The sequence below is a fragment of the Amycolatopsis sp. 505 genome (assembly GCF_031625235.1).
Classification (GTDB): Bacteria; Actinomycetota; Actinomycetes; order Mycobacteriales; family Pseudonocardiaceae; genus Amycolatopsis.
Genome location: NZ_JACKQP010000004.1, coordinates 407,968 through 430,189 on the forward strand (window position 1 = coordinate 407,968; position 22,222 = coordinate 430,189).

Consider the following 22,222-nt stretch of genomic DNA (forward strand, 5'->3'; position numbering starts at 1 on the left):
CGTCCCGCACCGAACCCGGAACGGAGAAACCATGCGTGACTTCGGCAAGCGGCTGGTCTTCGCCGCCACCGGCCTGGCCGTGGCCGGGCTGCTGCCCGCCCCGGCCGCCGGCGCGGCCGCCGCGCCGCAGCTCGACCGGCTGAACCGCGGGGTGGTCAGCGTCCACACCGCACAGGGCAACGCCGTCGGCTGGCGCCTGCTGGCCGGCGACCCGGCCGGCGTGGCGTTCAACGTCTACCGCGACGGCGCCAGGGTGACCGCGAACCCGGTCAGCGGACCGACGAGCTTCGTCGACGCGGGCGCGCCCGCCGGGGCCCGGTACACCGTGCGGGCGGTCGTCGGCGGCGTCGAGCGGATGTCCGCCTTCGCCGCGGAGGACTCGCTGACCTTGGAAAGCGGTGTCGCCGCGAGCACCCGGGACGTCCCGATCCAGCCGCCGTCCGGGGGCACGACACCGTCCGGGGAGAGCTACACCTACACCGCGAACGACGCCAGCGCCGGTGACCTCGACGGCGACGGCCAGTACGAGCTCGTGCTGAAGTGGGACCCGACCAACTCGAAGGACAACTCGCAGTCGGGCTACACCGGCAACGTCTACGTCGACGCCTACCGGCTCGACGGCACCCGCCTCTGGCGGATCGACCTCGGGCGCAACATCCGCGCCGGTGCGCACTACACGCAGTTCCAGGTCTTCGACTACGACGGCGACGGCAAGGCCGAGGTGGCGATGAAGACCGCCGACGGCACCCGGTCGGGCACCGGCCAGGTGATCGGCAGCGCGAGCGCCGACTACCGCAACTCGAGCGGGTACGTCCTGTCCGGCCCGGAGTTCCTGACCGTCTTCAACGGCCAGACCGGTGCCGCGGTGTCCACGGTGAACTACGACCCGCCGCGCGGCACGGTGTCCTCGTGGGGCGACAGCTACGGCAACCGCGTCGACCGGTTCCTCGCCGGCACGGCCTACCTGGACGGCTCCCGCCCGAGCCTGATCATGAGCCGCGGCTACTACACCCGGACCGTGATCGCCGCCTGGGACTTTCGCAATGGCGCGCTGACCAAGCGGTGGACGTTCGATTCGAACTCGGCCGGCTCGCAGTACACCGGCCAGGGCAACCACCAGCTGGCCATCGCGGACACCGACGGCGACGGCCGCGACGAGATCGTCTTCGGGGCGATGGCGATCGACGACAACGGCAGTCCACTGTGGAATACCCGCAACGGCCACGGCGACGCCATGCACGTCGGCGACCTGATCCCGGCGCGGGCCGGCCTGGAAGAGTTCAAAGTGGACGAAGACAAGTCCAAGCCCGCCGCCTGGATGGCCGACGCGAGGACCGGCCAGATCATCTGGCAGAACGCCTCCTGCAACTGCGACAACGGCCGCGGCGTCTCGGACGACATCTACGCCGGCAGCCCCGGCGCCGAGTCGTGGTCGTCCGCGGTGTCCGGTTTGCTGAACACCAGCGGCCAGAACATCGGGCGCAAGCCGTCGTCGGCGAACTTCGTCATCTACTGGGACGGCGACGCCCAGCGCGAGCTGCTGGACGGAACCCACATCGACAAGTACGGCACCGGCGGCGACACCCGGCTGCTGACCGCCTCGGGGGTGCACGCGAACAACGGAACGAAGAGCACGCCGTCGCTGCAGGCCGACTTGTTCGGCGACTGGCGCGAGGAGGTGGTCTGGCCGACGTCGGACAACCGCGCGCTGCGGATCTACTCGACCACGGACGCGACGAGCATCTCGCACGTCTCGCTTATGCAGGACCGCCAGTACCGGGAGGCCGTCGCATGGCAGAACACGGCGTACAACCAGCCACCGCACGCCAGCTTCGCGCTCGCCCGGTGACGGCGGTGGCCCGCGCCGAGATCAACTAGGGTGGGCGGTGCCCTGGGGGAAGGCGAGAGCGAGGAGCGGCCGTGCCCACACTGACCGAATTGCCCCGGTGGACGATTCGGACCTCCGGCGACCAGGCCACCTTCACGCCCACGGGCCACGAAGCCGGCGCACCCGGGATGCCGCGCGGACTGGTCCTGCGCGAGGAAGACCTCCCCGGCTTCGCCAAGGCGCTCGGCGAGGTGATGAAGCTGCCGACCTACTGGACGGCACGCGCCCGGGCGGGCCGGCTCGCGCTCGACGGCGAACCGGCCTGGTCGGCGCCCCGGCGCGACCCGGTGGACGGCTTCGTCCACGTCGACGGCCCGTGCCACGGCTCGGGTGACTCCTTCACCGTCGACCTGGCCGACGTCCGCGCCCTGCGGGTCCGGATCGCTGCCTACCTGCACCAGCGGGGGTTCGAGGCCCGGTCCGGCGGGTAGCCCGGTGGCACCCGCGGGGACAGGGAGACGACATGGCCATCCGGCTCGGCAGCACCGTGCTCAACTGCACCGACCTCGACACGATGACCCGCTTCTGGTGCGCGGCGCTGGACCTCGAGCCGTCCTCCGAGGACGACGGCTTCCGCCTGCTGCGCGGCCGGTACGTCAACCTCTCTCTGCAGCGGTCCTCGACGCCGGTGTCCGCGCGCGACCAGATGCACCTGGACCTCTACACCGACGACCAGCGGCACGAGGTCGACCGGCTGATCGGCCTGGGCGCGCGGTTCGTGCGGCACGTCGACGACGATCCGGCCGACGACTGGGTCGTCCTCGCCGACCCGGAAGACAACCTGTTCTGCGTCTGCGCGAAACCGGCGGAGGAGGTCCGCGACCCCGCGGCCCGGACAGGTGCCGGCCCGGCAGCGTAGTCTCGGTCTGTGCCGATGCCGACCGAGCGGGACAGCAGACCCCGCGACCACGTGTGCCGGGGATACCGGCGGCGCGGCGAATTCGTGTCCCACGCGCAGGAGTTCCTGGCCGAAGGGCTGGCCGCCGGCGAGCGGGTGCTCTACGTCGCCCCTGGTGACGAGGCCGCGCTGACCGGGCAGCTGCGGGCGGACGAGCGCTGCGACGAAGGGCTGGACAGCGGCGCGGTCCAGGTCGCTTCGGTCGACGCGACGTACGCCATGGGAGCCGTCGTCGACCCCGCCGGCCAGGTCGAGCTCTACACCGCGGCGACCTCCGACGCGCTGGCGGCCGGGTTCACCGGGCTGCGGGTCGCGGCCGACGTGACGTCGCTGGTGCGCACCTCGGCCCAGGTGGACGCCTTCGCCCGCTACGAGCACCTGGTGGACCACTACATGGCCGGCCACCCGATGTCGGCGATGTGCGGCTACGACGTGGGCGAGCTCGGGGGCGACGTCGTCGCGCAGCTGGCGTGCATGCACCCCACCGACTACGACGGCGGGACCCGGTTCCACCTGCACGGCCACGCGCGCGGCGGCAGCGCCGCGGCGCTCGACGGGGACTTGGACCTGGAGTCTCGCGGGAGCTGGCCGCTGGCGCTGGAGCGCGCCGGCCTTCGGTCCCAAGGAGGAACGATCGCCATCGACGCCGCCGGTCTCGACTTCGTCGACCACCGCAGCCTGATCGCGCTGGCCGACTACGCCGAGCGGCACGCCGCCACGGTGGTCCTGCGGACGAAGCTGTCCACGCCGGCGCGGCTCGTGGAGTTGCTGGACCTGCCCGGCGTGCGCGTGGAGCGTGCCGCATGAACGTCCAGGGCTACGACCACGCCGCCGTCCACTACAGCGGCGACGAGGACCTGCTCGCCGTCGCCGTGCCCTTCCTGGAAGGCGGGCTGGCGACCGGCGAACCGACGCTGGTGTCGCTGGAGCCGGAACGCGCCGAGCTGGTGCGCGCCGCCCTGCCGTCGTCGGCGCGGGTGGAGTACCTGTCCACCAGCGACCTGTACGCGCGGCCCGCCGCGGCGATCCGGTCCTACCGCGAGCTGCTGGCCGGGTTCGTCGCCGGTGGCGCGGCCGGGATCCGCATCTTCGGCGAGATCCCGCAGGCGGCGATCGACACGTCGTGGGACTGGTGGGCCCGCTACGAGGCGGCGGTCAACCACGCCTACGGCGAGTTCCCGCTGCGCAGCATGTGCGCGTACGACACCCGGACGACGCCCCGCCACGTCCTCGACGACGTGGCCCGCACACACCCCTTCGTCGCCACCGCCGGCGGCGGGCACCGGACGAACACCGGCTACGTCGACCCGCTGTCGTTCCTGGCCGACCCGCGGCCGATGGCGCCGCTCCCGATCGAAGGCACCGCGCCGCTGGCCGAGCTCGCCGACCCGCGGCCGTCGGACGCCCGCCGGGCGGTGCTGGCCACGGCGCCGGTGGACCTGCCCGCGGACGAGGTGGACGACCTCGTGCTGGCGGTCAGCGAGATCGTGGACAACGCGCTCCGCCACGGCCGCCCGCCGGTCCGGGTGCGGATCTGGGCCGGCGCCGGGCAGATGGTCGTTTCGGTGCACGACACCGGGCCCGGGCCTGCCGATCCGTTCGCCGGGCTGCTGCCGGCGGACCGGAGCATCGGCGGCCGCGGGTTGTGGATCGCGCATCAGGTCTGCAGCGAGGTGACGCTGCACCGGGACGAGACCGGCTTCACGGCTCGTCTCACCGCGGGCCGTCCCTGGTGACGGCGGTTCAGGCGCAGCGCGGCTGACCCGGGCAGCTCCGCAGCAGCTTGACGATCGGCGCGGCCGGGATCGTCCCATCCGGTGCCGGCATCCCCTGCGGCCAGGAGATCGACAGCGCGACCGCCGAGGAATTGTTGCGGTAGTTCGTCTCCAGCAGCGTCCGGTCCGCGTTCACCGTGTTCACCAGGTCGTACGTCCCGGTCGGGACGCGGGTGATGTCCAGCCACTGGAAGTCCACGGTGAACTTGTAGTCGTCGCCCGACCCGACCGAAATGCCTTCGAGCACTTCCAGGGCCGTGGGTTCGTGGTGGCGGCACATGTTTTCGCGCAGGGTCGCGGCGAGGTCGGCGTCGGGTCCGGTGTCGCCCGGGACGTGGGCCAGCAGGCCGGCGTCGTGCACCTCGAACCGGTCGCCGAGGCAGAAGCCGTTCTTGCGGTCGGTGACCACCGTCTTGCCCTGCCGGGAAACCAGCGCGAAGTGCTCGAAGTTCATCAGGTGCCAGTGCTGGTGGGCGAGCGCCGGTTCGTAGTACGTGAACGCGCCGGTGGCCCGCTGCGCCGCCGCGTAGCTGCCCGGGATGGCCCCGTTCGTGCCGATGCGCAGCGCCTGCCGGACCGTCATGTTCGGCTGCCGGGTGTTGTCGCGACGGCCGTACAGCAGGAGCGGCCCGTCGCCGACGTTCTCCTCCGCGCTGGTGAACCGCAGCCGGACGGCCTTCGCCGCCGACGGCGCGACGCAGGGGCCGTTGGGCGCGGCCGGGTCGATCACCAGGCAGACGTCCCAGGCCGTGCACAGCGGGAGGAGGCCGGCACTGCCGCCGGCGCACCCCGGCGGGGCCTGGCGGAGGTCGGGGAGGAGGAAGTCCGGCCCGGTGTCGGCGCGGGGAGCGGAGGCGGAAACGGTGGTGGCGAGGGCCACGAGCGCCAGTACCGCGAATTTCTTGAGCAAGAGCGGGCCGTCCTGTCCGGTATTCCGATCGCGGTCATTCTAGGGCGTCCGCAATTCCACCGGGCGACACCGTGTCGTCACACGATCGACTGAGTGTCCCGCGGTTTCCCGGTTCCGGTCAGTAGCGTGCGGCGAACTCCCCGCCCGAAAGGACTGCACCGCATGTCGACGACCACCGCAGATTTCCGTGGAGCCGGCTCGCCGGCCGTGGAGCCCGCCGGAACCGGGGGCATCACGCTGGTCTGCGGCACGCGGCCGGAACTGATCAAGCTCGCGCCGCTGATGCGGGTGTTCGGCGACGAGTGCGCCGTCGTCTACACGGGACAGCACTACGACCGCTCGCTGTATTCGCGCATCCGCGCGGATCTGCCGCCGTCCGACCGGTTCCACGAGCTCGGCGTGGGCGCCGGCCGCCGCGGCGGACAGCTCGGCCGGACGATCAGCGCGGTCGACGAGGTCCTGGCGGACCGGCCCGGCCGGGCGGTGGTCGTCCAGGGCGACACGACGTCGGCGCTCGCCGGCGCGCTGGCGGCCAACGCGCACGATCTCCCGCTGGTGCACGTCGAGGCCGGGCTGCGCAGCCACGACCGGGCGATGCCGGAGGAGCACAACCGGGTGCTGATCGACCACCTCGCCGACCTGTGCTGCGCGCCGACCGAGCTCAACCGGGCCCACCTGCTGGCGGAAAACGTGCCGGACGAACGGATCACCGTCACCGGCAACACCGTCGTCGAAGCACTGCAGGCCGCCCTTCCGTCCACAGAGGACCGCCGGGCGGTGCTGTCGGCCCGCGGCCTGGAGCGCGACCGCTTCGTCCTGGCGACGATCCACCGCCCGGAGAACGTCGACGACGCCGCGCGGCTGGCGGTGATCCTGCACGAGCTGGGCCGCCTGCCGCTGCCGGTGGTGTTCCCGCTGCACCCGCGCACGGCCAAGAGCATCGACCGGTTCGGGTTGCGGCACCTGCTGGAGCCGCTGGTCGAGCTGGAGCCCCAGGCCTACCCGGCATTCCTCGCGCTGGCCGCGGAGGCGGCGGTGCTCGTGTCGGACTCCGGTGGCATCCAAGAGGAAGCGAGTGTCCTCAAGCGACCGGTGGTGGTGGTCCGGCGCAGCACGGAGCGGCCGGAGATCGCCGGCACGTTCGGCACCAGGGTGCTCCCCGGGCCGGGCATCGGCGCGGAGGTGGCCCGCTGGCTCGACGACGTGGCCGCCCACCGCGAGCGCCTCCACCACCTCCCGTCCCCGTACGGCGACGGATCCGCCGCCACCCGCATCGTGACGGCCCTCGCCGCCCTCCTCGAGCAACGAGCGGGCTGATCCGCCCGCGGCCGTGTCGTCCGCCCAGGTACGCGTGTCGTCCATCCAGGTACGCGTGTCGTCCGCCCGCGTGGACGACACGCGTACTCAACTGGACGACACGCGTACCCCGGTGGACGACACGGCGGGGCTCGATCAGCGGGCCGGGGCGGCCGCGGGCTGGTCCGCCAGCAGGGAGACCACGTCGTTGGCCAGGCGGACGCTCGAGTTCCAGCTGGTGACGTCCGGGTAGACGTGTGCGGTGGTGGCCAGCAACAGCCCAGTCCCTTCCACGGTCACCGCCGGGCGCTGGGCCAGGTACCCCAGCGGGTACACCGGTTCCACGAACGGTGCCTTGAAGACCCGGACCTCCTCGACGTCGTCCGCGGCGAGCTGCGGGTACAGCTGCCGCAGCTGCGCCGTCCAGCGCGCGGCGATCGCCGTGTCGTCGTCGCGGTACAGCGGGGAGCCGCGGTCCGTGTAGTGCATGACGTACACCAGGTGGCGGCCGTCGTGCGCGCCGGCCAGTGCGGACATCGCCACGACGCCGTCGAACTCCGTGCCCGAGTGCAGCACCGGTGTCCAGTAGTGCTCGGTGACCGGCTTCCGGAGGAAGAACACGCCGTTGACCACGCCCTGGTAGGGCAGCTCCACCTGGGGCAACCGGGCCGCGAGCGCGTCGTCGGCGATGCGCCGCAGCAACGGCAGCGGCACCGTCGAGATCACGTGGTCGGCTTCCAGGACCTCGCCGTCGGCCAGGGTGAGGACCGAACGGCCGTCGCTGCTGCTCAGCCGCCGGACGGGCGTCGACGTGCGCACCACGCCGCCCTCGCGCGAAATCGACGTCCGCAGGGCGTCGATGATCGCCTTGTAGCCGCCGTCCGGGTAGCCGCGGGTGGCGACGTTGCGCTCGCGGCCGAGCCGCTGCCACAGGTACAGCGCCGGCACGTCCCCGAACGACGGCCCGAACTTCGAGCCGAACATCGGCGCGAAGAGCCGCTCCCAGACGACGTCGCCGTAGAGCCCGCGCAGCCAGTCCTCGGTGCGGAGCGTGTCGAGGTCGCGGCCCTGCCCCAACCGCCGCAGCAGCAGCGAAACCACGCCGAAGCGCACGCGGTCGTGCAACCTCAGGGGGGAGAAGCGGAGCAGGTCGAGCGGGGAGTTGAACGCGTGGTGGCGGCCGTCGACGACCATGCCCATCGTCGTCTCCCGCCACCGCACCGCGTCCCGCAGGCCGACTTCGCCCAGCAGGGCCAGCAGGCTGGCGTCCGACGGCATGATGCAGTGGTAGAAGCGCTCGATCCACCGGTCGCCGTGGGCGAAGAACGTGCCCAGGCCGCCGAGCTGGTCGCTGCTCTCCAGCAGGGTCACGCGGGTGCCGCGGCGGGCGAGGCGGTGGGCGGCGGCGAGGCCGCAGATGCCGCCGCCGATCACGGCGACGTGCGGGGAGTCGGGAGAGGTCACCGGGTCACAGCTTCCGGTAGGGCGCCGGGCTGAGCCGGTCGCGGGCGAGCAGTTTCAGGTATTGCACGACGGTCCGCCGCAGCTTCAGCTTGCTCGGCCCCTGCTTGCGGTCGTACCGCAGGGCCAGCGGGACCTCGGTGATCACCGGGCGGCAGTGGCGCAGCTTGAGCAGCAGCTCCACCATGCAGGCGAACCCCTGCTCCTCGATGAGCCGCTCGCCCCAGTGCGCCGACGCGCGCGCCAGCAGCGACGCCCGGTAGGCGCGGTAGCCGCTGGTGAAGTCCCGGACGCCGTCGACGTCGAGGGCGCGGTGGAACAGCTGGGCCGCGCCGCGCGAGAGGAGCCGCCGCCCGAACGGGGCGGTCCGGTCGTCGCCGCCCGGGACGAACCGGGAGCAGATGGCGACGTCCGCGCCGGCGGTGATCTCCGCCTGCAGCGCGCGGATCAGGGCCGGGTCGTGCGTGTCGTCGGCGTCCATCACGACGACGACGTCGTCGGGGCCGGCCTCCTCCAGCGCCGCCCGGAGCCCGGACTGCACCGCGCGGCCGAGCCCGAGGTTCACCAGGTGCCGCACGACGCGGACGTCGAGCCCGCCGTAGCCGGCTTCGGCCACCGCGACGGTGGCGTCGGCCGAACCGTCGTCGACGACCCAGACGGTGACCTCTTCGGTGCGGGCCACGTCGGCGAGCCGGTGCAGCAGCGGCGGCAGGGACGCTTCTTCGTTGAACGCGGGCAGCACGACGTGCGCCCGTCCGCCGGTCCGGGCCCCGGTGGGATCCGGTCCGGCGCGGTCCGGTTCGGACAGTGTGGCCAGGGTGGTCTCTTCGCGTGCCACGGTTCCCCTTGTCTCGTCTTTGCGCATCACCCGGCCGGAATCGGGTTTCGTGCGGCCGTCGAGTCCTATTCGGCTATGTTGTGTGGTTTCTTTAGTGGCCCCGGAAGTCCCTCGGAAGGATGCGCGTCATCAGGATTACTTGGTGTTCCCGAAAATCACTGGATCGGGTTGATGGGGCGCCCCGATCGAGTGCATTTCCGGGGATTCGCGAAAAAATTCACCCGATCGAGCCGGTGGTGCCTCGAATGGCTGAGTCGTGAAGAAAGCGAGAATGGAATCCTCATGTCAAGTAGAGGTCGAGACCGGTGACTGAACTCAGAGACACGGTCGTCACCGAAGCGGTGCCGACGCAGCGGCGCGTCCGCACGGGCGACCGGCCGCGCGACGCCGTCCGCTCCCGCCCGCTCCTCGCCCGGGTCAACGCCGTGGCCGTGCTGCTCGTCGCCGTCGACGGCGCCGCCTGGCTGACGGCGGTGCTGCGGACCGGCCCCGGCCCGGCGTGCGCGGCGGCGACCGCCGTGGCCCTCGCCGGGGCGCGCGTGGCCGGCCGCGTCCACCGCCGCCGGCTCTGGCTGTCCTGGCTGCAGGACCTCCCGCGTTCGGTCACCGCCACCGCACTGGCGTTCGCGCTCGTCACCGGGTTCGGGCTGGTGGCCGGGGTGGACGGCGACGACACGGCCCGGATGCAGGAGGTCGTGCTGTGCTTCGCCGTGCTCAGCGAGGCCGTCCGCCCGGCCGTCTTCGCGTTCGGCCGGTGGGGGCGGCGACGGCTGCGGCGCTGCGACCGGGCCGTCGTCGTGGGGTCCGGCCGGATCGGCGGCGAGCTGGTCCGCACCATGCTGGAGCACCCCGAATTCGGGCTGCTGCCGGTCGGCGTGGCGGCGTCCGGCCGGGAGCCGGTGCCGTCCGGGCTGCCGGTCGAGCGGATCGACGACGACCTCACCGGGGCCATCACCCGGCTGCGCGCGGGCACGGTGGTCCTCGCCCCGGCCGACGACCGCGACCACGCGATCGTCGACGCCGCCATCACCGCCCACCGCCTCGGGTGCGTCACGCTGGTGCTGCCGCACCTGTTCGAGCTCTGCCCGGACGGCCCGGGGGTCGACCGCCTCCGCAGCTACCCGCTGGTGTGGCTGGGCGGCGCGCCGACCCGGCGGCCGAGCTGGTGGGTCAAGCGCGCGGTCGAGACGGCGCTGGCCGCGGCCGCGCTCGTCGTCCTCGCCCCGGTCATCGCGGTCTGCGCGCTCGCGGTCGCGGTGGAGAGCGGGTTCCCGGTCTTCTTCCGGCAGGTGCGGGTCGGGATGGACGGCGGCACGTTCGTCCTGTTCAAGCTGCGCAGCGTCCGGCAGGCCGCCGTCGACGATTCGCAGACGCGCTGGTCGGTCGCGGGGGACCACCGGGTCGGCCCGGTCGGCCGCTTCCTGCGCCGGTCCTCTTTGGACGAATTGCCGCAGCTGTGGAACGTCGTGCGCGGTGACATGTCGCTGGTCGGCCCGCGGCCCGAGCGGCCGGTGTTCGTGCACGAGTTCTCCGCCGTCCACGACCTGTACTGGGCCCGGCACCGGGTGCCGACCGGGTTGACCGGGCTGGCGCAGGTGCACGGCCTGCGCGGGGACACCTCGATCGCGGACCGGGCGCGCTACGACAACTACTACATCGCGAACTGGTCGTTGTGGCTCGACGTCAAGATCATCATCCTCACGGTGGGAGAACTGCTGTGCCGAAGGCAACGCTGATCCGCCGTCGCCCGGCGGCGTCCTGGACGGCCACGGTGGTGCTGCTGGCGAGCTGCCTGGCCGGCTGCGTCGCCAGCTCGGCGCAGGAGCTCGCCGCGCCGCCGCCGAAGCCCCTGGCGCCCTGCGCGTGGTGGTACGGGATCGGCCAGCCGCCGACGGCGCAGGAGATCGAGCTGGCGGCCAAGCGCTACCAGGTCGTCGTGCTCAACGCCGACCAGGGCGCGGCCATGCGCCGGCTGCACCAGCTCAACCCGCGGGTGAAGGTGCTGGTGTACAAGGACCTGTCGAGCACGCGCAACTACCCGGGCGCGGTCGACAGCGGCCAGGACGCGGTGTTCCTGCCGAGCGGGATCGGGTACGTCGCCGCGCAGGAGCACCACCCGGAGTGGTTCGCCCAGGACGTCAACGGCCGCCGGATCGAGTGGCAGGGCTACCCGAAGCACTGGCAGATGACGGTGTGGAACCCGGACTACCAGAAGGCCTGGACCGACGCCGTCGTCACGGAAGTGAAGCGGGAGGGCTGGGACGGCGTGCTCGCGGACAACGACTTCAACTCCCTGAGCCACTACTCGTCGGCGGTGCTCGCGGGCACGGCGAACGTCACGGAGACCGACCGCAAGCTCCGCGACGGCCTGGACGCGTTCCTGGCCAAGGCCGGCGACGCGCTGACGAACGCGGACAAGCTCCTGGTGCCCAACGTGTCCGAGACGCACCTGGTGCCGGGCCGCTGGACCGCGCACTCCCGCTTCGGCGGCGCGATGGAGGAGAACTTCGGCTTCCGCGAGAACGGCGGCACCGGCGGCCTGCTGACCTTCCGCGGCAACGAGTTCCAGGAGCTGCGCGCGCAGGCGGCGCTCGGCGAGTCCCTGCTGCTGCTGGTGACGCGGACGCACAACGCGCGTGAGGAGCGGTCCGGTTACGCGAGCGCGGCGTTGCTGGCGGGCCCGCGCACGTGCTGGACCCGCGCGACGACGGACGACTACCGCGACCCGGAGTGGTCGACCCTGCAGGATTCCGGGCTCGGCGAAGCGGTCGACGCGGCGAGCCGGCTGCCCAACGGCGTCTGGAGCCGGACGTTCACCAACGGCTGGGTCGCGGTCAACCCGACGGCCTCCAGCCAGACGGTGGTCCCCCCGGAGGGCCTCGTCAAGCCCGGCGCACCCCCCTCACCCACCCCGACTTCGTCCCCCACTTCCGCGCCCACCGCCACGTCCACCCCGGCCCCACCCCCGCTCACCCTCGAAGCCGCGGACGCGGTCGTCCTGGTCGACCCGCAGCAACTGGTGAAGCGAGGAGCCTGGCGAGTCACCCGCGACGAGTTCCGAGTCGGCCGCCTCTGGGCCCGCTAACCCGTGTCGACCCCCCAATCACGCGTGTCGACCCTTTAATCACGCGTGTCGACTCTCCAGTCACGCGAGTTCCGGTGTCCGGAGGGTCATCACGCGTGATTGGAGGGTCATCACGCGTGATTGAAGGGTCGACACGATGTCGTCAGCTTCTCGTAGAGGGCGAGGTGACGGCGGGCGCAGGACTCCGGGCGGTAGCGGGCGTGGGCGCGTTCGGCGAGGAGACGGCCGAGCCGGCCCGGGTCCGGTTCGGCGAACAGGGCGCGTAGGCGCGCGGCCAGGGCCGGGACGTCGCCCGGCGGGGCCAGGAACGCGGGGCCGCCCGGGACGTCGAGCATCGCGGGGACGCCGCCGGTGGCCGTCGCCAGGACCGGCTTGCCCGCGGCCATCGCTTCGGCCACCACCAACGGCTGCTGCTCCATTGTGGACGGCAGGACCAGCGCGTCGGCGGACGCGAGCAGCGCCGGGACGTCCGGCCGGAAGCCGAGAAACGTCACGCGCCCCGCCAGCGGCTCCTGCCGCGCGACTCGCTCCGCGGCCGCCCGCTCCGGGCCGTCGCCGACCACCGTCAGCCGCGCGTCGGGCGGCAGCACGCCCGGCAGGGACAACGCCGCCAGCAGGTCGAGCAACCCCTTGCGCTCCACCAGAAGCCCGGCGAAGACGAGATGCCGCACCGGACCCCGCGGCGGAGACGGCGACGCCTCGGCGACGCAGTTGTCGACGTGCACGATCCGCCGCTCGGGCACCCGCAGGCGACGGCGCAGGAACGCCCCCATCGCGTCCGCCGGCACGATCGTCCGGTCCAGGATCCGCGCGACGACGGCGTCCGCGGCCAGCACCGTCCGCGTGTACGCCGACGGCCCCGCGGCCCCCCGCGCGCCCCGGAACCACGGCTCCGCGACGTCGTCGGGCACGCCGTGGTAGGTCTGGACCAGAGCCGGACCGCGCCCGAACCGCAGGCCGGCGATCACCAACCCGGCGCGCCTGTCCTGCGCGTGCACGACGTCGGGCCGCCACGCCCGCAGCGCCGCCCGCGCCCGGCCCGCCGCGGCGAAGTCCTCCTTGTCGGCCACCGCGAGTTCCTGGTGGAGGCCGTCGAGCAGCGAAGCCCCCCGCGCGGGCACGGGACCGAAGACGCGGACGTCGTGGCCGTCGGCGGCCAGCGTCGCGGCCAGGCGGACGGTGACGTCCACCGGACCGCCGCGGTCCTGGGTGAGGAGATAGGCGATGCGGGTCACGAGAGGCGCTCCGACGGGGTGAGTTTGTCGACGAGGGCGGCGATCTGGTCGGTCATCCGCCCCCGGTCGAAGGACAGTTCCACGCGGCGGCGGCCGAGTCCGCCTTCGCGCCGGGCCAGCGCAGGGTCGGCCAGCCGCGCGGCGACGGCGTCGGCGAGCAGGCCGACGTCGCCAGGCGGCACCATCGCGCCCGCGTCGGCGACGCTCTGGCGCATCCCGCCGACGTCGAAGCCGACGACCGGCCGCGCGCACGCCATGGCTTCCAGCGGCACCAGCGCCATGCCTTCGGCGCGCGAGGGCAGGACGACGACGTCCGCGGCGATGTACCAGGCCGCGGGATCTTCGGTGTGCCCCGGCCAGTGCACGGACGCGTGCCCCGCGACCGGGTGCCGCTCGCGCCAGAGCGGGCCCATCGGGCCGTCGCCGGCGAGGACGAGCTGCGCGTCCGGCAGCCGCCGGAGCACCGCGGGCCACGCCGACAGCAGCTGGTCCTGGCCCTTGAGTTCGGCGAGCCGGCCGACGCAGACGGCGATGGGTGCGTGTTCCGGCAGCCCGAGCCTCCGTCGCGCGGCGGCCCGGTCACCAGGGACGAACCGGGTGGTGTCGACGCCGTTGCAGACGACCTCCGCCTCGGCGGTCACCCCGGCGGCCCGGCCGGAAACGAGCTCGTCGTCGCTCACGCACACGAGGAGATCGGTCCACCGCGACGCAAACCGCTCCCACGCGGCGGACGCGCGCAGCAGCGGCCCGCTCGCCGACTCGAAGGACCACATGTGGGGCTGGAACACCGTGGGCCGCGAACCACGGACGGCCAGCCTTCCGGCCAGGCCGGCCTTGGAGCTGTGCAGGTGGACGACGTCGGGGTCGAGGCCGGCGAGCAGCCGGCGCAGCCGCAGCGCTTCGGCGATCGAGCCGGGCCCGGGCGAGCGGCCGGCGGACCAGCTGCGCAGGGCGACCCCGTGCTCGCGCGCGCGATCCGGCAGCCAGCCGGACGGCGGGCAGGCGATGGTGACCGACCACCCGCGGTCGCGTTGGGCGACGGCGAGTTCCAGCACGACCGCGGCGACGCCGGCGGTGACCGGCTGGGTGACGTGCACGAGCTTCACCGGAGACCTCCTCGGCGCAGTTCGGCGAGCGCACTCCGCTGCAGCACCACCGTCGCCCCGGCGTATCCGGCGACGAGCACCGCCGCCTCCGCCACCACCCCCGGCAGCGAGCCTCCGAACCACCGCCCGGCAACCACCGCCGGGACCGCGCCCGCCACGCAGGCCAGCGCCACGCGAACCGCCATCCCGCCCAGCTCCGCCACCGACGGCGCCACTCCCAGCCCGGCCAGCACCCGCCACGCGACCGGGACCACCAGCCACGCGGCCGCGAGCTGCACCACCGACACCGCCCCGATCCCGGCGTGCGTCAGCACCACCAGCCCCACCGCGAGCAGCACCAGGTGCGTCGTCTCGAGCGCCAGGTACCGCCGCACGTGCCCGGTCGCCTTGACCGCCTGGTACCAGATCTGCAGCAGGCAGATCCCCACGCCGTAGCCCGACAGCAGCACCAGCGGCCCGGCCGCCCCCGCCCAGCGCTCGCCCAGCAGCACGACGTGGCCGGCGAGGACCGCGAGCGCCAGGTACAGCCCGCCGGTCACCACGAGGACCGCCCGGGTGAACCGCGCGACCGCCCCGGCCAGCGGCGCCCCTTCGCGCCGCAGCCGGGTGAACACCGGGAACGCGACCGCGCCGAGCACGACCGCCACCATGATGTACGGCACCCACGCCAGCCGGTACGCCAGCGAGTAGACGCCGACCGCGTCCGGCCCGAGCACGTGCCCCACCGCGAAGTAGTCGACGTTCACCAGCAGCGCGCCCACGACCGCCGCCGGCCCGACCACGGCCACCCAGCCCAGGACTTCGCGCGCGGCCGCGGTGTCCCAGCACGGCCGGACGCCGCCCCGGGCCAGCGCGCCGAACACCGGCTGCGACACCGCCGTGGCGAGCAGGCCGAGCACCAGCGACAGCGGCCCGGCGCCGGACACCGCGAGCACGACCGTCAGCGCCGCGCCCAGCACCGCGCTGCCGCCGTCGGGCAGCAGCCGCCGCCGGAAGTCGAGCTCGCGGTGCATCAAGCCCATCTGCACCCCGCCCGCCGCCGAGAACGGCAGGCCGAGCGCGGCCAGCCGGACCAGCCCGGCGGCGTCCGGCGTGCCGAGCAACGCCGTCAGCGGACCGGCCAGAGCCGCCAGCGCCACGGCCAGGACGAGCCCGGCGCCGACGCTCAGCGTGAGCACCGTGCCCGCCGTCCGGCGCGGGTCGCGTTCGGTGCGCCCGATGACGTCGTAGACGCCGATCGACTGGACGACCTGGCCGAGGTTCACCAGCGCCACCGCGAGCGCCACGGCGCCGAGCTGGCCCTCGGTGAGCAGGGCGGCCAGCACCAGCGTGACCAGCATCTGGCTGCTCTTGCTGACGAGGTTGACCACGCCCAGCCACAGCGAGCCGCGGACCGCGCGGGTCCCGAGCGCGGCCGTCACGCGGCCCTCCTCGCGGCGACCACGGCGAGCACCCACGCCACGACCACCGCGGCACCGTCCACGGTCACCGACGTCCGCGGCCCGAACAGTCTGTCCACTGTGTACAGATGGGCGAAGGGGACGGCGAGCGCGAGGACGGCCAGCCCGGCCGCACCCCACCCGGGCGCACCCCGGTGGCGCCACCACAACGCGGCCACCACGGCCATCGCGGGGACGGCGATCAGCACGTCACCGGGCTGGTGCACCACGCAGACGACCACGGCGAGGAGGGTCAGCAGATCGGCGACCGGCTCTTTCGCCCGCCGGATGAGCAGCGCGCTCGCGACGAGCACCCCGGCCAGCACCACCAGCTCGGACGGCGTCCAGCCGGTGACGCGGAAGACCACCGCGGCGACGTCGATGCGTTGCGCGGTCACGGAATCGACGGCGCCGTAGTCGGTGCCGCGGGCGTGGGTGAGGTTCGCGAGGACGACGTCGACGAACGGCCCGATGCCGCCACCGCGCACCACGAGGAGCACGACGACCGGCAGGCTGGCCGCCGCGGCGATGGCGGTGCCCAGCAGCGCGACCCGTCGCGAGCCGCGGGCAAACAGCAGGACGGCCAGCGGGAAGCCGTACTGCGGCTTGAGCCAGGCGAGCGCGAGGGCGGCGGCCGCCCACCCGGGCCGGTCGCGCCGGGCGAGCAGGGCCCCGGCGGCGCCGAGGGCGATCAGCGGGTTGATCTGGCCGACGTAGAGCTGCGCCTTCCCGACCTGGCTGGTCACGAGCAGCGCGGAGACGACGGCGGTGGTGACGCCGAACGGCACCGGAACGTACCGCCTGACGGCGTGCGCGGTCAGCGCGGCGAGCGCGACGAGCAGCAGCAGCGAGAAGAGGGTGAACGCGACCGCGCCCACGCGGTAGCCGGGCAGCGCGAACGGGGCGTGCAGGATGAGGTGGTAGGGCTGGTAGAGGTTGAAGTCCTGGCGGACCGGCCAGTGCGCGAACATCGCGGCCGGGTCGTAGGGGTTGCCGCCGGCGAGGAACTCGCGGATGGGGAAGTAGAGGGCGTCCCGGAAGTCCTGCAACCGCTCTTCGCCCGCGACGGCCGGGGTGGGCAGCGGGACCTGCCACGCGGGGGAGACGGCGTGCCAGGCGCTCACGACCCCGGCGAGCGTCGCGAGGAGCAGGACGAGACGCTCCTTGGGGGACATGCCGTGCTGTTCGAGGGCAACGCTCTGCTCGGCGGTCATGACAGCACCACCGCCACCAGGACCGCGTCCACCGGCAGCACCCCGACCGCCGCGGTCAGCTCGGCCTGGTTGCGGCCACCCGCCGTGACCGCGACCACCGAGGCGCCCTCGCCGCTCTCCTCCGGCAGCCCCGCCGCCAGCTTGGCCGCGACCTCGGTCAGCGACGGGGTCACCGGCACCACCCGCACCGGCCGTCCGGCCGCGCGGCACAGCACCGCCAGCCGGTCCGCTGCCGACGGGTCCTCCTCCCGCAGCACCGCCACCGGGCGGCGCACGCCCGCCGCCGCCAACGCCCGGCGCACCGGGCCCGGGCCCGCACCGCCCGGCGTCAACCGGCGCACGGCCGCCGTCGCCAGGCCCGCGGCGACCGCGCCCACCACGGCCAAGCCGCCCACCAGCGGCACGTCCGGGGCCACCGTGACCACGTCGGGCCGCGCGTCCAGCGTCCGCAGCTTCCCGGCCGGCGCCAGCAGATCCGCGTCGATCATCGCCTTGCCGAGCGCCATCGCCGCGGCTCCGGCCTGCTCGGCCGAGGGCGCCCGCACCGACAGCCGCGCCAGGCCCGAGGCCGGGACCAGCTCGACCGCCACGTGCCCGGCCAGCTCGTCCGCGCTGTACCCCGAAACCGGGGCCGCCGCGGCGAGCACCGACGGGCTGCGGGCCAGCTCCACCAACGCCGGCAGCGCCAGAGACACGACCTCGCCGTACGGCGCACCGTCCGCCGCGGCGGGGGCGGCGAGCAGGCTCACCCGGCCCTGGTACTCGGCGCCGCGCGTCAGGCCGACGACCAGCACGAGCGCACCCACCAGCAGCGCCACGACGACGCTGGAAACCACGGACTTCATCGGGCACCTCGGATCAACTCGTCGTAGGACTTCATGAGCGTGTGCGGGTCGTAGTCGCGTTCGATGGCCCGGATTCCGTCAGCGCCAACGGTTTCTCGCGCGGCCGGGTCGAACAGCAAGCGATCGAGCGCGGCGGCCGTCGCGGCCGGATCCGCGGGCGGCACCACGATCCCGCCACCCCCGGCGAGCACCCCGCCGATCCCGCCGACGTCCGTCGCCACCACCGGCCGCCCGGCCGCCATCGACTCCAGCACCGCCAGCGGCAGGCCTTCCCAGTCGCTGGTCAGCACCGTGGCGTCGGCCGCGGCCAGGAGGTCCGGCACGTCCGCGCGCGTCCCGAGGAACTCGACCCGGCGGCCCAGCGCCGCCGCCCGGCGCTCCAGCTCCGGACGCAGGCTGCCGTCGCCGGCCAGCCACAGCACGGCGTCGCCGTCGACCGCGGCCCACGCGTCCAGCAGGACGTCGTGCCGCTTCTGCGGTTCGAGCCGGGCCAGGCAGAGCGCGACCGGTGTCCGCGAAGGGACGCCCAGCGACGCGCGGATCTCCGCGCGCCCGAACACCGGCGTCCTCGGGAACACGGCGTTGGGGATCACCACCGGACGCTCCAGTCCCGACGCCGTCAGCCGGTCCGCGGTGGCCTGCGAGACCGCGACGACCGTGCCGGACGTGCGGCGCAGGATCCGGGCCGCCGCGGCGTGGTCCGGCTCGGCCACGCCGTGGAAGACGGTGATCGGCCGGCGTCCGGCCAGCCGGGCCACCAAGCTCGCGCCGACGTTGTGGGCCAGCACGACGTCGGGCCGGAACCGCGAAATCGCCCGGCGGGTCGCCCAGGCCGCCTTCAGCACGCCCGCCTTGCTGCGGCGGGCGAGCGGTACCGGGAACGTCGGCACGCCGGCCGCGGCGAGCGCGTCGGCGCGGAAACCCCCGCCGCTGGCGACGGCGGACACCCAGCCGTACTCCTCGCCGCGGGTCACCATGCCGGCCACGAGCGTCTCCGCCCCGCCCGCCCCCATCTCACTGATCACGTGCAGCACCCGCATCGGCGCTCCCCTCTCCTTCTCGAACCCGGGCTTCGGCCGCGACGGCGAGCGCGGCCAGCGACCACAACGGCAGGTAGTACTGCTCGGACAGGAACGTCGAGGTGACCAGCACGGCGAGCAGCGACGCCTGGATCGCGACCGCTTCCGTCCGCCGCGGCCCGGGGCCGGCCAGCCGGACCGTCCGCTCGCTCGCCACCGCGGCGACGCCGACCACCCCGGCGAACAGCGCGAATCCGAGCAGGCCGAGTTCCGCGGCGACCTCGAGGTACATGTTGTGCGCCACCGGGGTCTGCTCGTCGACCTCGGCGTTGTGCGACTCGGCGGCGTAGTGCTCGCGGAACCCGCCGGGGCCGACGCCGAGCACCGGCCGGCCGGTCAGCATCCGGGCCGCCGCCTGCCAGCGCAGCTCCCGGGTGTCCACATTGGTCGCCGCGATGAAGCTCTTCTCCTGCAGCGCCCGGTCCAGCTGCGGCCCGGCGAACAGCAGCGCGCCCAGCCCCAGCCCGGCGACCGCGACGGCCGCGGCGGCGAGCACCCGCCAGGGCAGCACGCGGCGCAGCAGCAGCCAGCCGACCGCGGCGGTCAGGCCGAGCGCGCCGCCGCGGGAGAACGTCGCCGTCGCGCCGGCCACCAGGACGATGCCCGCGGCGGTCAGGACGAATCCCCGGCCACGGCGGTGCAGCGCCGCGAGCAGCGGGACGGCGGCGACGAGGAAGTAGGCCAGGTCGTTCGGGTCCGGCTGCGGCCCGCTCGCGCGCGCTTCGCCCTCGGCGACCAGGCTGTAGAGGGCGCCCGCACCGGCGACGGTGGCACCGGCGGCCGCGGCGAGCAGCAGCCACCGGATCGGGACCTCGCGGCTCGCGACGTCCGCGAGCACCGCGGTGACCACCAGGAACGGCAGCCAGCGCACGGTGTACTCGGCGGTGAACGCGCCGGCCGCGTGCACGGACGCCGTCGCTGCCAGCACGACCGCGAGCAGCGCCAGGACCGCGTGCAGCGGCGTCGGGCGGGGTGGCTGCCGCCGGCGGACCCGCACGACGAGCCAGACGACGATGAGCAGCGCGGGCGCGGCCTTCCCGAGCTGGCTCTGCACGGCTGTCAGGTAACCCTCGACCGGCGCCAGGGCGACGGTCGCGCACGCGAGGACCCGAAGCAGGGTCGCCTCGACGTTTTCGCGCTGGGCCGGCCGGACGACCGCGACCAGTGTCATCTGCCGAGGTCCAACCTGGTCACCGGCCGGGTGCGCCGCACGGCCGTCCGGCGCACGTACTCCCCGGTGCCGACGACGTCGAAGTGCTCGCGCAGCGCGGAAAGCACCCAGCCGAGCCAGGCCACCTTCCGCGCACCGGGTGCGGCCATCCCCGGGAAGAACTCCATCCCGGGCGCGTCGGCCGCACCGAGGACGTCGGTGGGGTGCAACAGCAGTGACGGCGAGACCCCGCGGACGAGGCAAAGCCGCAACGCCGTCCGGAAGTACGCCCGGGCCAGCCGCGGCGAGATCGCGTGCAGCTGCAGCAGGTACGAGCCGTGGATCGGCGTGCGCAGCAGCGGCATCGTCGTCACCGGCAGCTCGACCAGCGTGCTGCCGGCGCACGTCTGCCAGCGGTAGGCGTGCACCGGCGCCAGCACGCGCGAGACGCCGCCGAACAGCTCGCCGGCCCCTGCGTCGACGTTCTTCGCGGTGCGGTTGTGGTACGCGCGGGCCAGCGGGCCGATCCACGTCGGCAGCGTGCTGGCGTCGTAGGCGTAACCGCGCTCGGCGAGCAGCTCGACCAGGTCGCGCGTGACGCTGTAACCGGGGCCGCGGAACCCGCTCGGCCGGGGCGCGCCCGCGGCGGCGATCGCCTCTTCGGTGCGGCCGAGCTCGTCTTCCAGGCGGTCGCGGGAGTAGCGGTGCAGCCAGGGTTCGTGGCCGAAGGAGTGGTTCGCCACCTCGTGCCCGGCCGCGGCGATCTCGGCGACCGCCTTGGCGCCGTCTTCGCGCACGACGTCGGCGCCGACCACGAAGACCGTCGTCGTCAGGCCCCGCTCGCCGAGGATCTCCAGCAGCCGCGGCACCGCGGACGGCAGGAAGCTGGGCCGGTCCCGCCAGCCCGGATCGCCGTGGGTCTTGAGGTAGGCCCACAGGTTGTCGAGGTCGACCGAGACGCTCGCGAGCGGCCGCGGCGTCACGCGGCTTCCCCGGCGAGGGCAGGAGCGGCCGCGCGGGACTGCACGCCGAGCAGCAGGACACCGCACACGACCACGGCGAGCCCGGTGGCGACCCACGGCCCCTGCCCGGCGACGACGTGGTCGCCCAGGGCGGCGATGCCGGTGACCGACGCCAGCACGATCGTGGTCGCGTCCGCGGTGGCCACCACCGCGGCGGCCGGGCCGCGCTGCAGGGCGGAGGCCATCGAAGCCTGGCCGAGCACGGCGGCCGCCAGCATCAGCCAGGTCAGCGGATTTCCCGGCAGGGCCGCGAGATCGAGGTGGGCGAGGGTCCGGCTGGCCACCGCCACGACGGCGAACGCGACGCCGGACAGGACCGCGGCCGGCAGGAACGTCCCCGCCCGGCCCGCCGGGATCATGGCCAGCCCGATCCCGAGCACCACGGCCGCCAGCGCGGCGACCCCGGCGGGCGGGAGGTCCGTCGCGACCGAGGCCGACGACGACCCGGCCAGCACGACCAGCCCGGACGCCAGCAGTACCAGCGTCATCACCTCCCCGGCGCGGATCCGCCAGCCGAGGACCGCGACGCCGAACGCCGTCGCCAGCCCGATCGCCGACGACGACGCGGTCTGGACCAGGTACAGCGGCAGGGAAGCCCGCGCGAAGAACGCGAGCGCGAAGCCGCCCACCTGACCGGCGAAACCCAGCAGGTACAAGCGATCGGCGGCGAGCCGGGCCAGCAGCCCCAGTCCCGCGCCCGGCCGGTTGCCCGCCCGCCGCGCGGCGACGCTCTGCGCGACGATCCCCACCGCGTAGAGCACCGCGGACGCCACGAGCACCGCGTAATCCACCACGAACCACTCCTCACGTCCCGCACCGCGAACCGGGTGATCCGGCAAAGCGTAGGAACGCGGAAGTGGCTTCACTTTCGAAGGATGGGGTTGCGGAATTCGTCACGCTCCGAGACGGATCTGCGGGCCACGAGCAACCCCATAGCGTGACGCATGGCCGTGTTTCGAGGTGTAGAACACGTTGCGTAGT

At 73.9% G+C, this 22,222-nt stretch carries 20 protein-coding genes; 8 read left to right on the forward strand and 12 right to left on the reverse strand.

Translation table 11 applies throughout. The annotated features are described in order from the left end of the window. Window positions 1-31 precede the first annotated feature (31 nt). From H5965_RS17855 to H5965_RS17875, 5 genes are all read left to right on the forward strand, one after another. Window positions 32-1,849 (forward strand): rhamnogalacturonan lyase, encoded by a 1,818-nt coding sequence (locus H5965_RS17855; protein WP_310971130.1) that lies wholly within the window; start codon window positions 32-34, stop codon window positions 1,847-1,849. A gap of 71 nt (window positions 1,850-1,920) precedes the next feature. Beyond that, window positions 1,921-2,319, forward strand: coding sequence for a hypothetical protein (locus tag H5965_RS17860; RefSeq protein WP_310971131.1), 399 nt, complete (start codon window positions 1,921-1,923; stop codon window positions 2,317-2,319). Window positions 2,320-2,351: 32 nt separating this feature from the next. After that, window positions 2,352-2,747, forward strand: a complete 396-nt coding sequence (locus H5965_RS17865; protein WP_310971132.1) for a VOC family protein — start codon at window positions 2,352-2,354, stop codon at window positions 2,745-2,747. A 15-nt stretch (window positions 2,748-2,762) separates the two neighbouring features. Then, window positions 2,763-3,593: an MEDS domain-containing protein gene (locus H5965_RS17870; RefSeq protein WP_310971374.1), complete on the forward strand. Its 831-nt coding sequence runs from the start codon at window positions 2,763-2,765 to the stop codon at window positions 3,591-3,593. After that, a complete protein-coding gene (locus H5965_RS17875) occupies window positions 3,590-4,522 on the forward strand; it encodes a sensor histidine kinase (protein ID WP_310971133.1) in 933 nt (310 codons plus the stop codon). The genes H5965_RS17870 and H5965_RS17875 overlap by 4 nt, the downstream gene beginning before the upstream one ends. Window positions 4,523-4,529: 7 nt before the next feature. On the opposite strand, the gene H5965_RS17880 is transcribed toward H5965_RS17875, so the two are convergent. Beyond that, complete coding sequence (locus H5965_RS17880) at window positions 4,530-5,471, reverse strand: lysyl oxidase family protein (protein ID WP_310971134.1); 942 nt, start codon at window positions 5,469-5,471, stop codon at window positions 4,530-4,532. 162 nt (window positions 5,472-5,633) lie between these two features. On the opposite strand from H5965_RS17880, the gene wecB reads away from it, so the two are divergent. Next, window positions 5,634-6,788, forward strand: a complete 1,155-nt coding sequence (gene wecB / locus H5965_RS17885) for a non-hydrolyzing UDP-N-acetylglucosamine 2-epimerase (protein ID WP_310971135.1) — start codon at window positions 5,634-5,636, stop codon at window positions 6,786-6,788. Between the two features lie 135 nt (window positions 6,789-6,923). Here the strand turns inward: wecB and H5965_RS17890 are convergent, their stop codons facing one another. Together H5965_RS17890 and H5965_RS17895 are read right to left on the reverse strand one after the other, a co-directional pair. Then, a complete protein-coding gene (locus tag H5965_RS17890) occupies window positions 6,924-8,231 on the reverse strand; it encodes an NAD(P)/FAD-dependent oxidoreductase (RefSeq protein WP_310971136.1) in 1,308 nt (435 codons plus the stop codon). A 4-nt stretch (window positions 8,232-8,235) separates the two neighbouring features. Then, window positions 8,236-9,066 (reverse strand): glycosyltransferase, encoded by an 831-nt coding sequence (locus H5965_RS17895; protein WP_310971137.1) that lies wholly within the window; start codon window positions 9,064-9,066, stop codon window positions 8,236-8,238. Window positions 9,067-9,371: 305 nt separating this feature from the next. Here H5965_RS17895 and H5965_RS17900 point away from each other — a divergent pair, with 305 nt between their 5' ends. Both H5965_RS17900 and H5965_RS17905 read left to right on the forward strand, forming a co-directional pair. Next, the gene (locus H5965_RS17900) at window positions 9,372-10,802 is read left to right on the forward strand and encodes an exopolysaccharide biosynthesis polyprenyl glycosylphosphotransferase (RefSeq protein WP_310971138.1); all 1,431 of its coding nucleotides are present in this window, start codon (window positions 9,372-9,374) and stop codon (window positions 10,800-10,802) included. Continuing rightward, window positions 10,784-12,151: a putative glycoside hydrolase family 15 protein gene (locus H5965_RS17905; protein ID WP_310971139.1), complete on the forward strand. Its 1,368-nt coding sequence runs from the start codon at window positions 10,784-10,786 to the stop codon at window positions 12,149-12,151. The genes H5965_RS17900 and H5965_RS17905 overlap by 19 nt, the downstream gene beginning before the upstream one ends. A 110-nt stretch (window positions 12,152-12,261) precedes the next feature. Here H5965_RS17905 and H5965_RS17910 read toward each other — a convergent pair whose 3' ends face one another. The 9 genes from H5965_RS17910 to H5965_RS17950 are packed head-to-tail and all read right to left on the reverse strand — an operon-like array spanning window position 12,262 to window position 22,035. After that, window positions 12,262-13,386, reverse strand: coding sequence for a glycosyltransferase family 4 protein (locus tag H5965_RS17910; RefSeq protein WP_310971140.1), 1,125 nt, complete (start codon window positions 13,384-13,386; stop codon window positions 12,262-12,264). Beyond that, window positions 13,383-14,492: a glycosyltransferase gene (locus H5965_RS17915; RefSeq protein ID WP_310971141.1), complete on the reverse strand. Its 1,110-nt coding sequence runs from the start codon at window positions 14,490-14,492 to the stop codon at window positions 13,383-13,385. Before H5965_RS17915 ends, H5965_RS17910 begins: the two co-directional genes overlap by 4 nt. Beyond that, entirely contained in the window at window positions 14,489-15,913 is a 1,425-nt protein-coding gene (locus tag H5965_RS17920; RefSeq protein ID WP_310971142.1) for an oligosaccharide flippase family protein, read from the reverse strand. The genes H5965_RS17915 and H5965_RS17920 overlap by 4 nt, the downstream gene beginning before the upstream one ends. Beyond that, window positions 15,910-17,145: a glycosyltransferase 87 family protein gene (locus tag H5965_RS17925; RefSeq protein ID WP_310971143.1), complete on the reverse strand. Its 1,236-nt coding sequence runs from the start codon at window positions 17,143-17,145 to the stop codon at window positions 15,910-15,912. The genes H5965_RS17920 and H5965_RS17925 overlap by 4 nt, the downstream gene beginning before the upstream one ends. Beyond that, window positions 17,142-17,990, reverse strand: a complete 849-nt coding sequence (locus H5965_RS17930) for a hypothetical protein (protein WP_310971144.1) — start codon at window positions 17,988-17,990, stop codon at window positions 17,142-17,144. Before H5965_RS17930 ends, H5965_RS17925 begins: the two co-directional genes overlap by 4 nt. Next, window positions 17,987-19,030, reverse strand: a complete 1,044-nt coding sequence (locus tag H5965_RS17935; protein ID WP_310971145.1) for a glycosyltransferase — start codon at window positions 19,028-19,030, stop codon at window positions 17,987-17,989. The genes H5965_RS17930 and H5965_RS17935 overlap by 4 nt, the downstream gene beginning before the upstream one ends. Next, window positions 19,005-20,240: an O-antigen ligase family protein gene (locus tag H5965_RS17940; protein WP_310971146.1), complete on the reverse strand. Its 1,236-nt coding sequence runs from the start codon at window positions 20,238-20,240 to the stop codon at window positions 19,005-19,007. The genes H5965_RS17935 and H5965_RS17940 overlap by 26 nt, the downstream gene beginning before the upstream one ends. Further along, window positions 20,237-21,202: a polysaccharide deacetylase family protein gene (locus H5965_RS17945; protein ID WP_310971147.1), complete on the reverse strand. Its 966-nt coding sequence runs from the start codon at window positions 21,200-21,202 to the stop codon at window positions 20,237-20,239. The genes H5965_RS17940 and H5965_RS17945 overlap by 4 nt, the downstream gene beginning before the upstream one ends. Then, entirely contained in the window at window positions 21,199-22,035 is an 837-nt protein-coding gene (locus tag H5965_RS17950) for a hypothetical protein (RefSeq protein ID WP_310971148.1), read from the reverse strand. The genes H5965_RS17945 and H5965_RS17950 overlap by 4 nt, the downstream gene beginning before the upstream one ends. Window positions 22,036-22,222 lie beyond the last annotated feature (187 nt).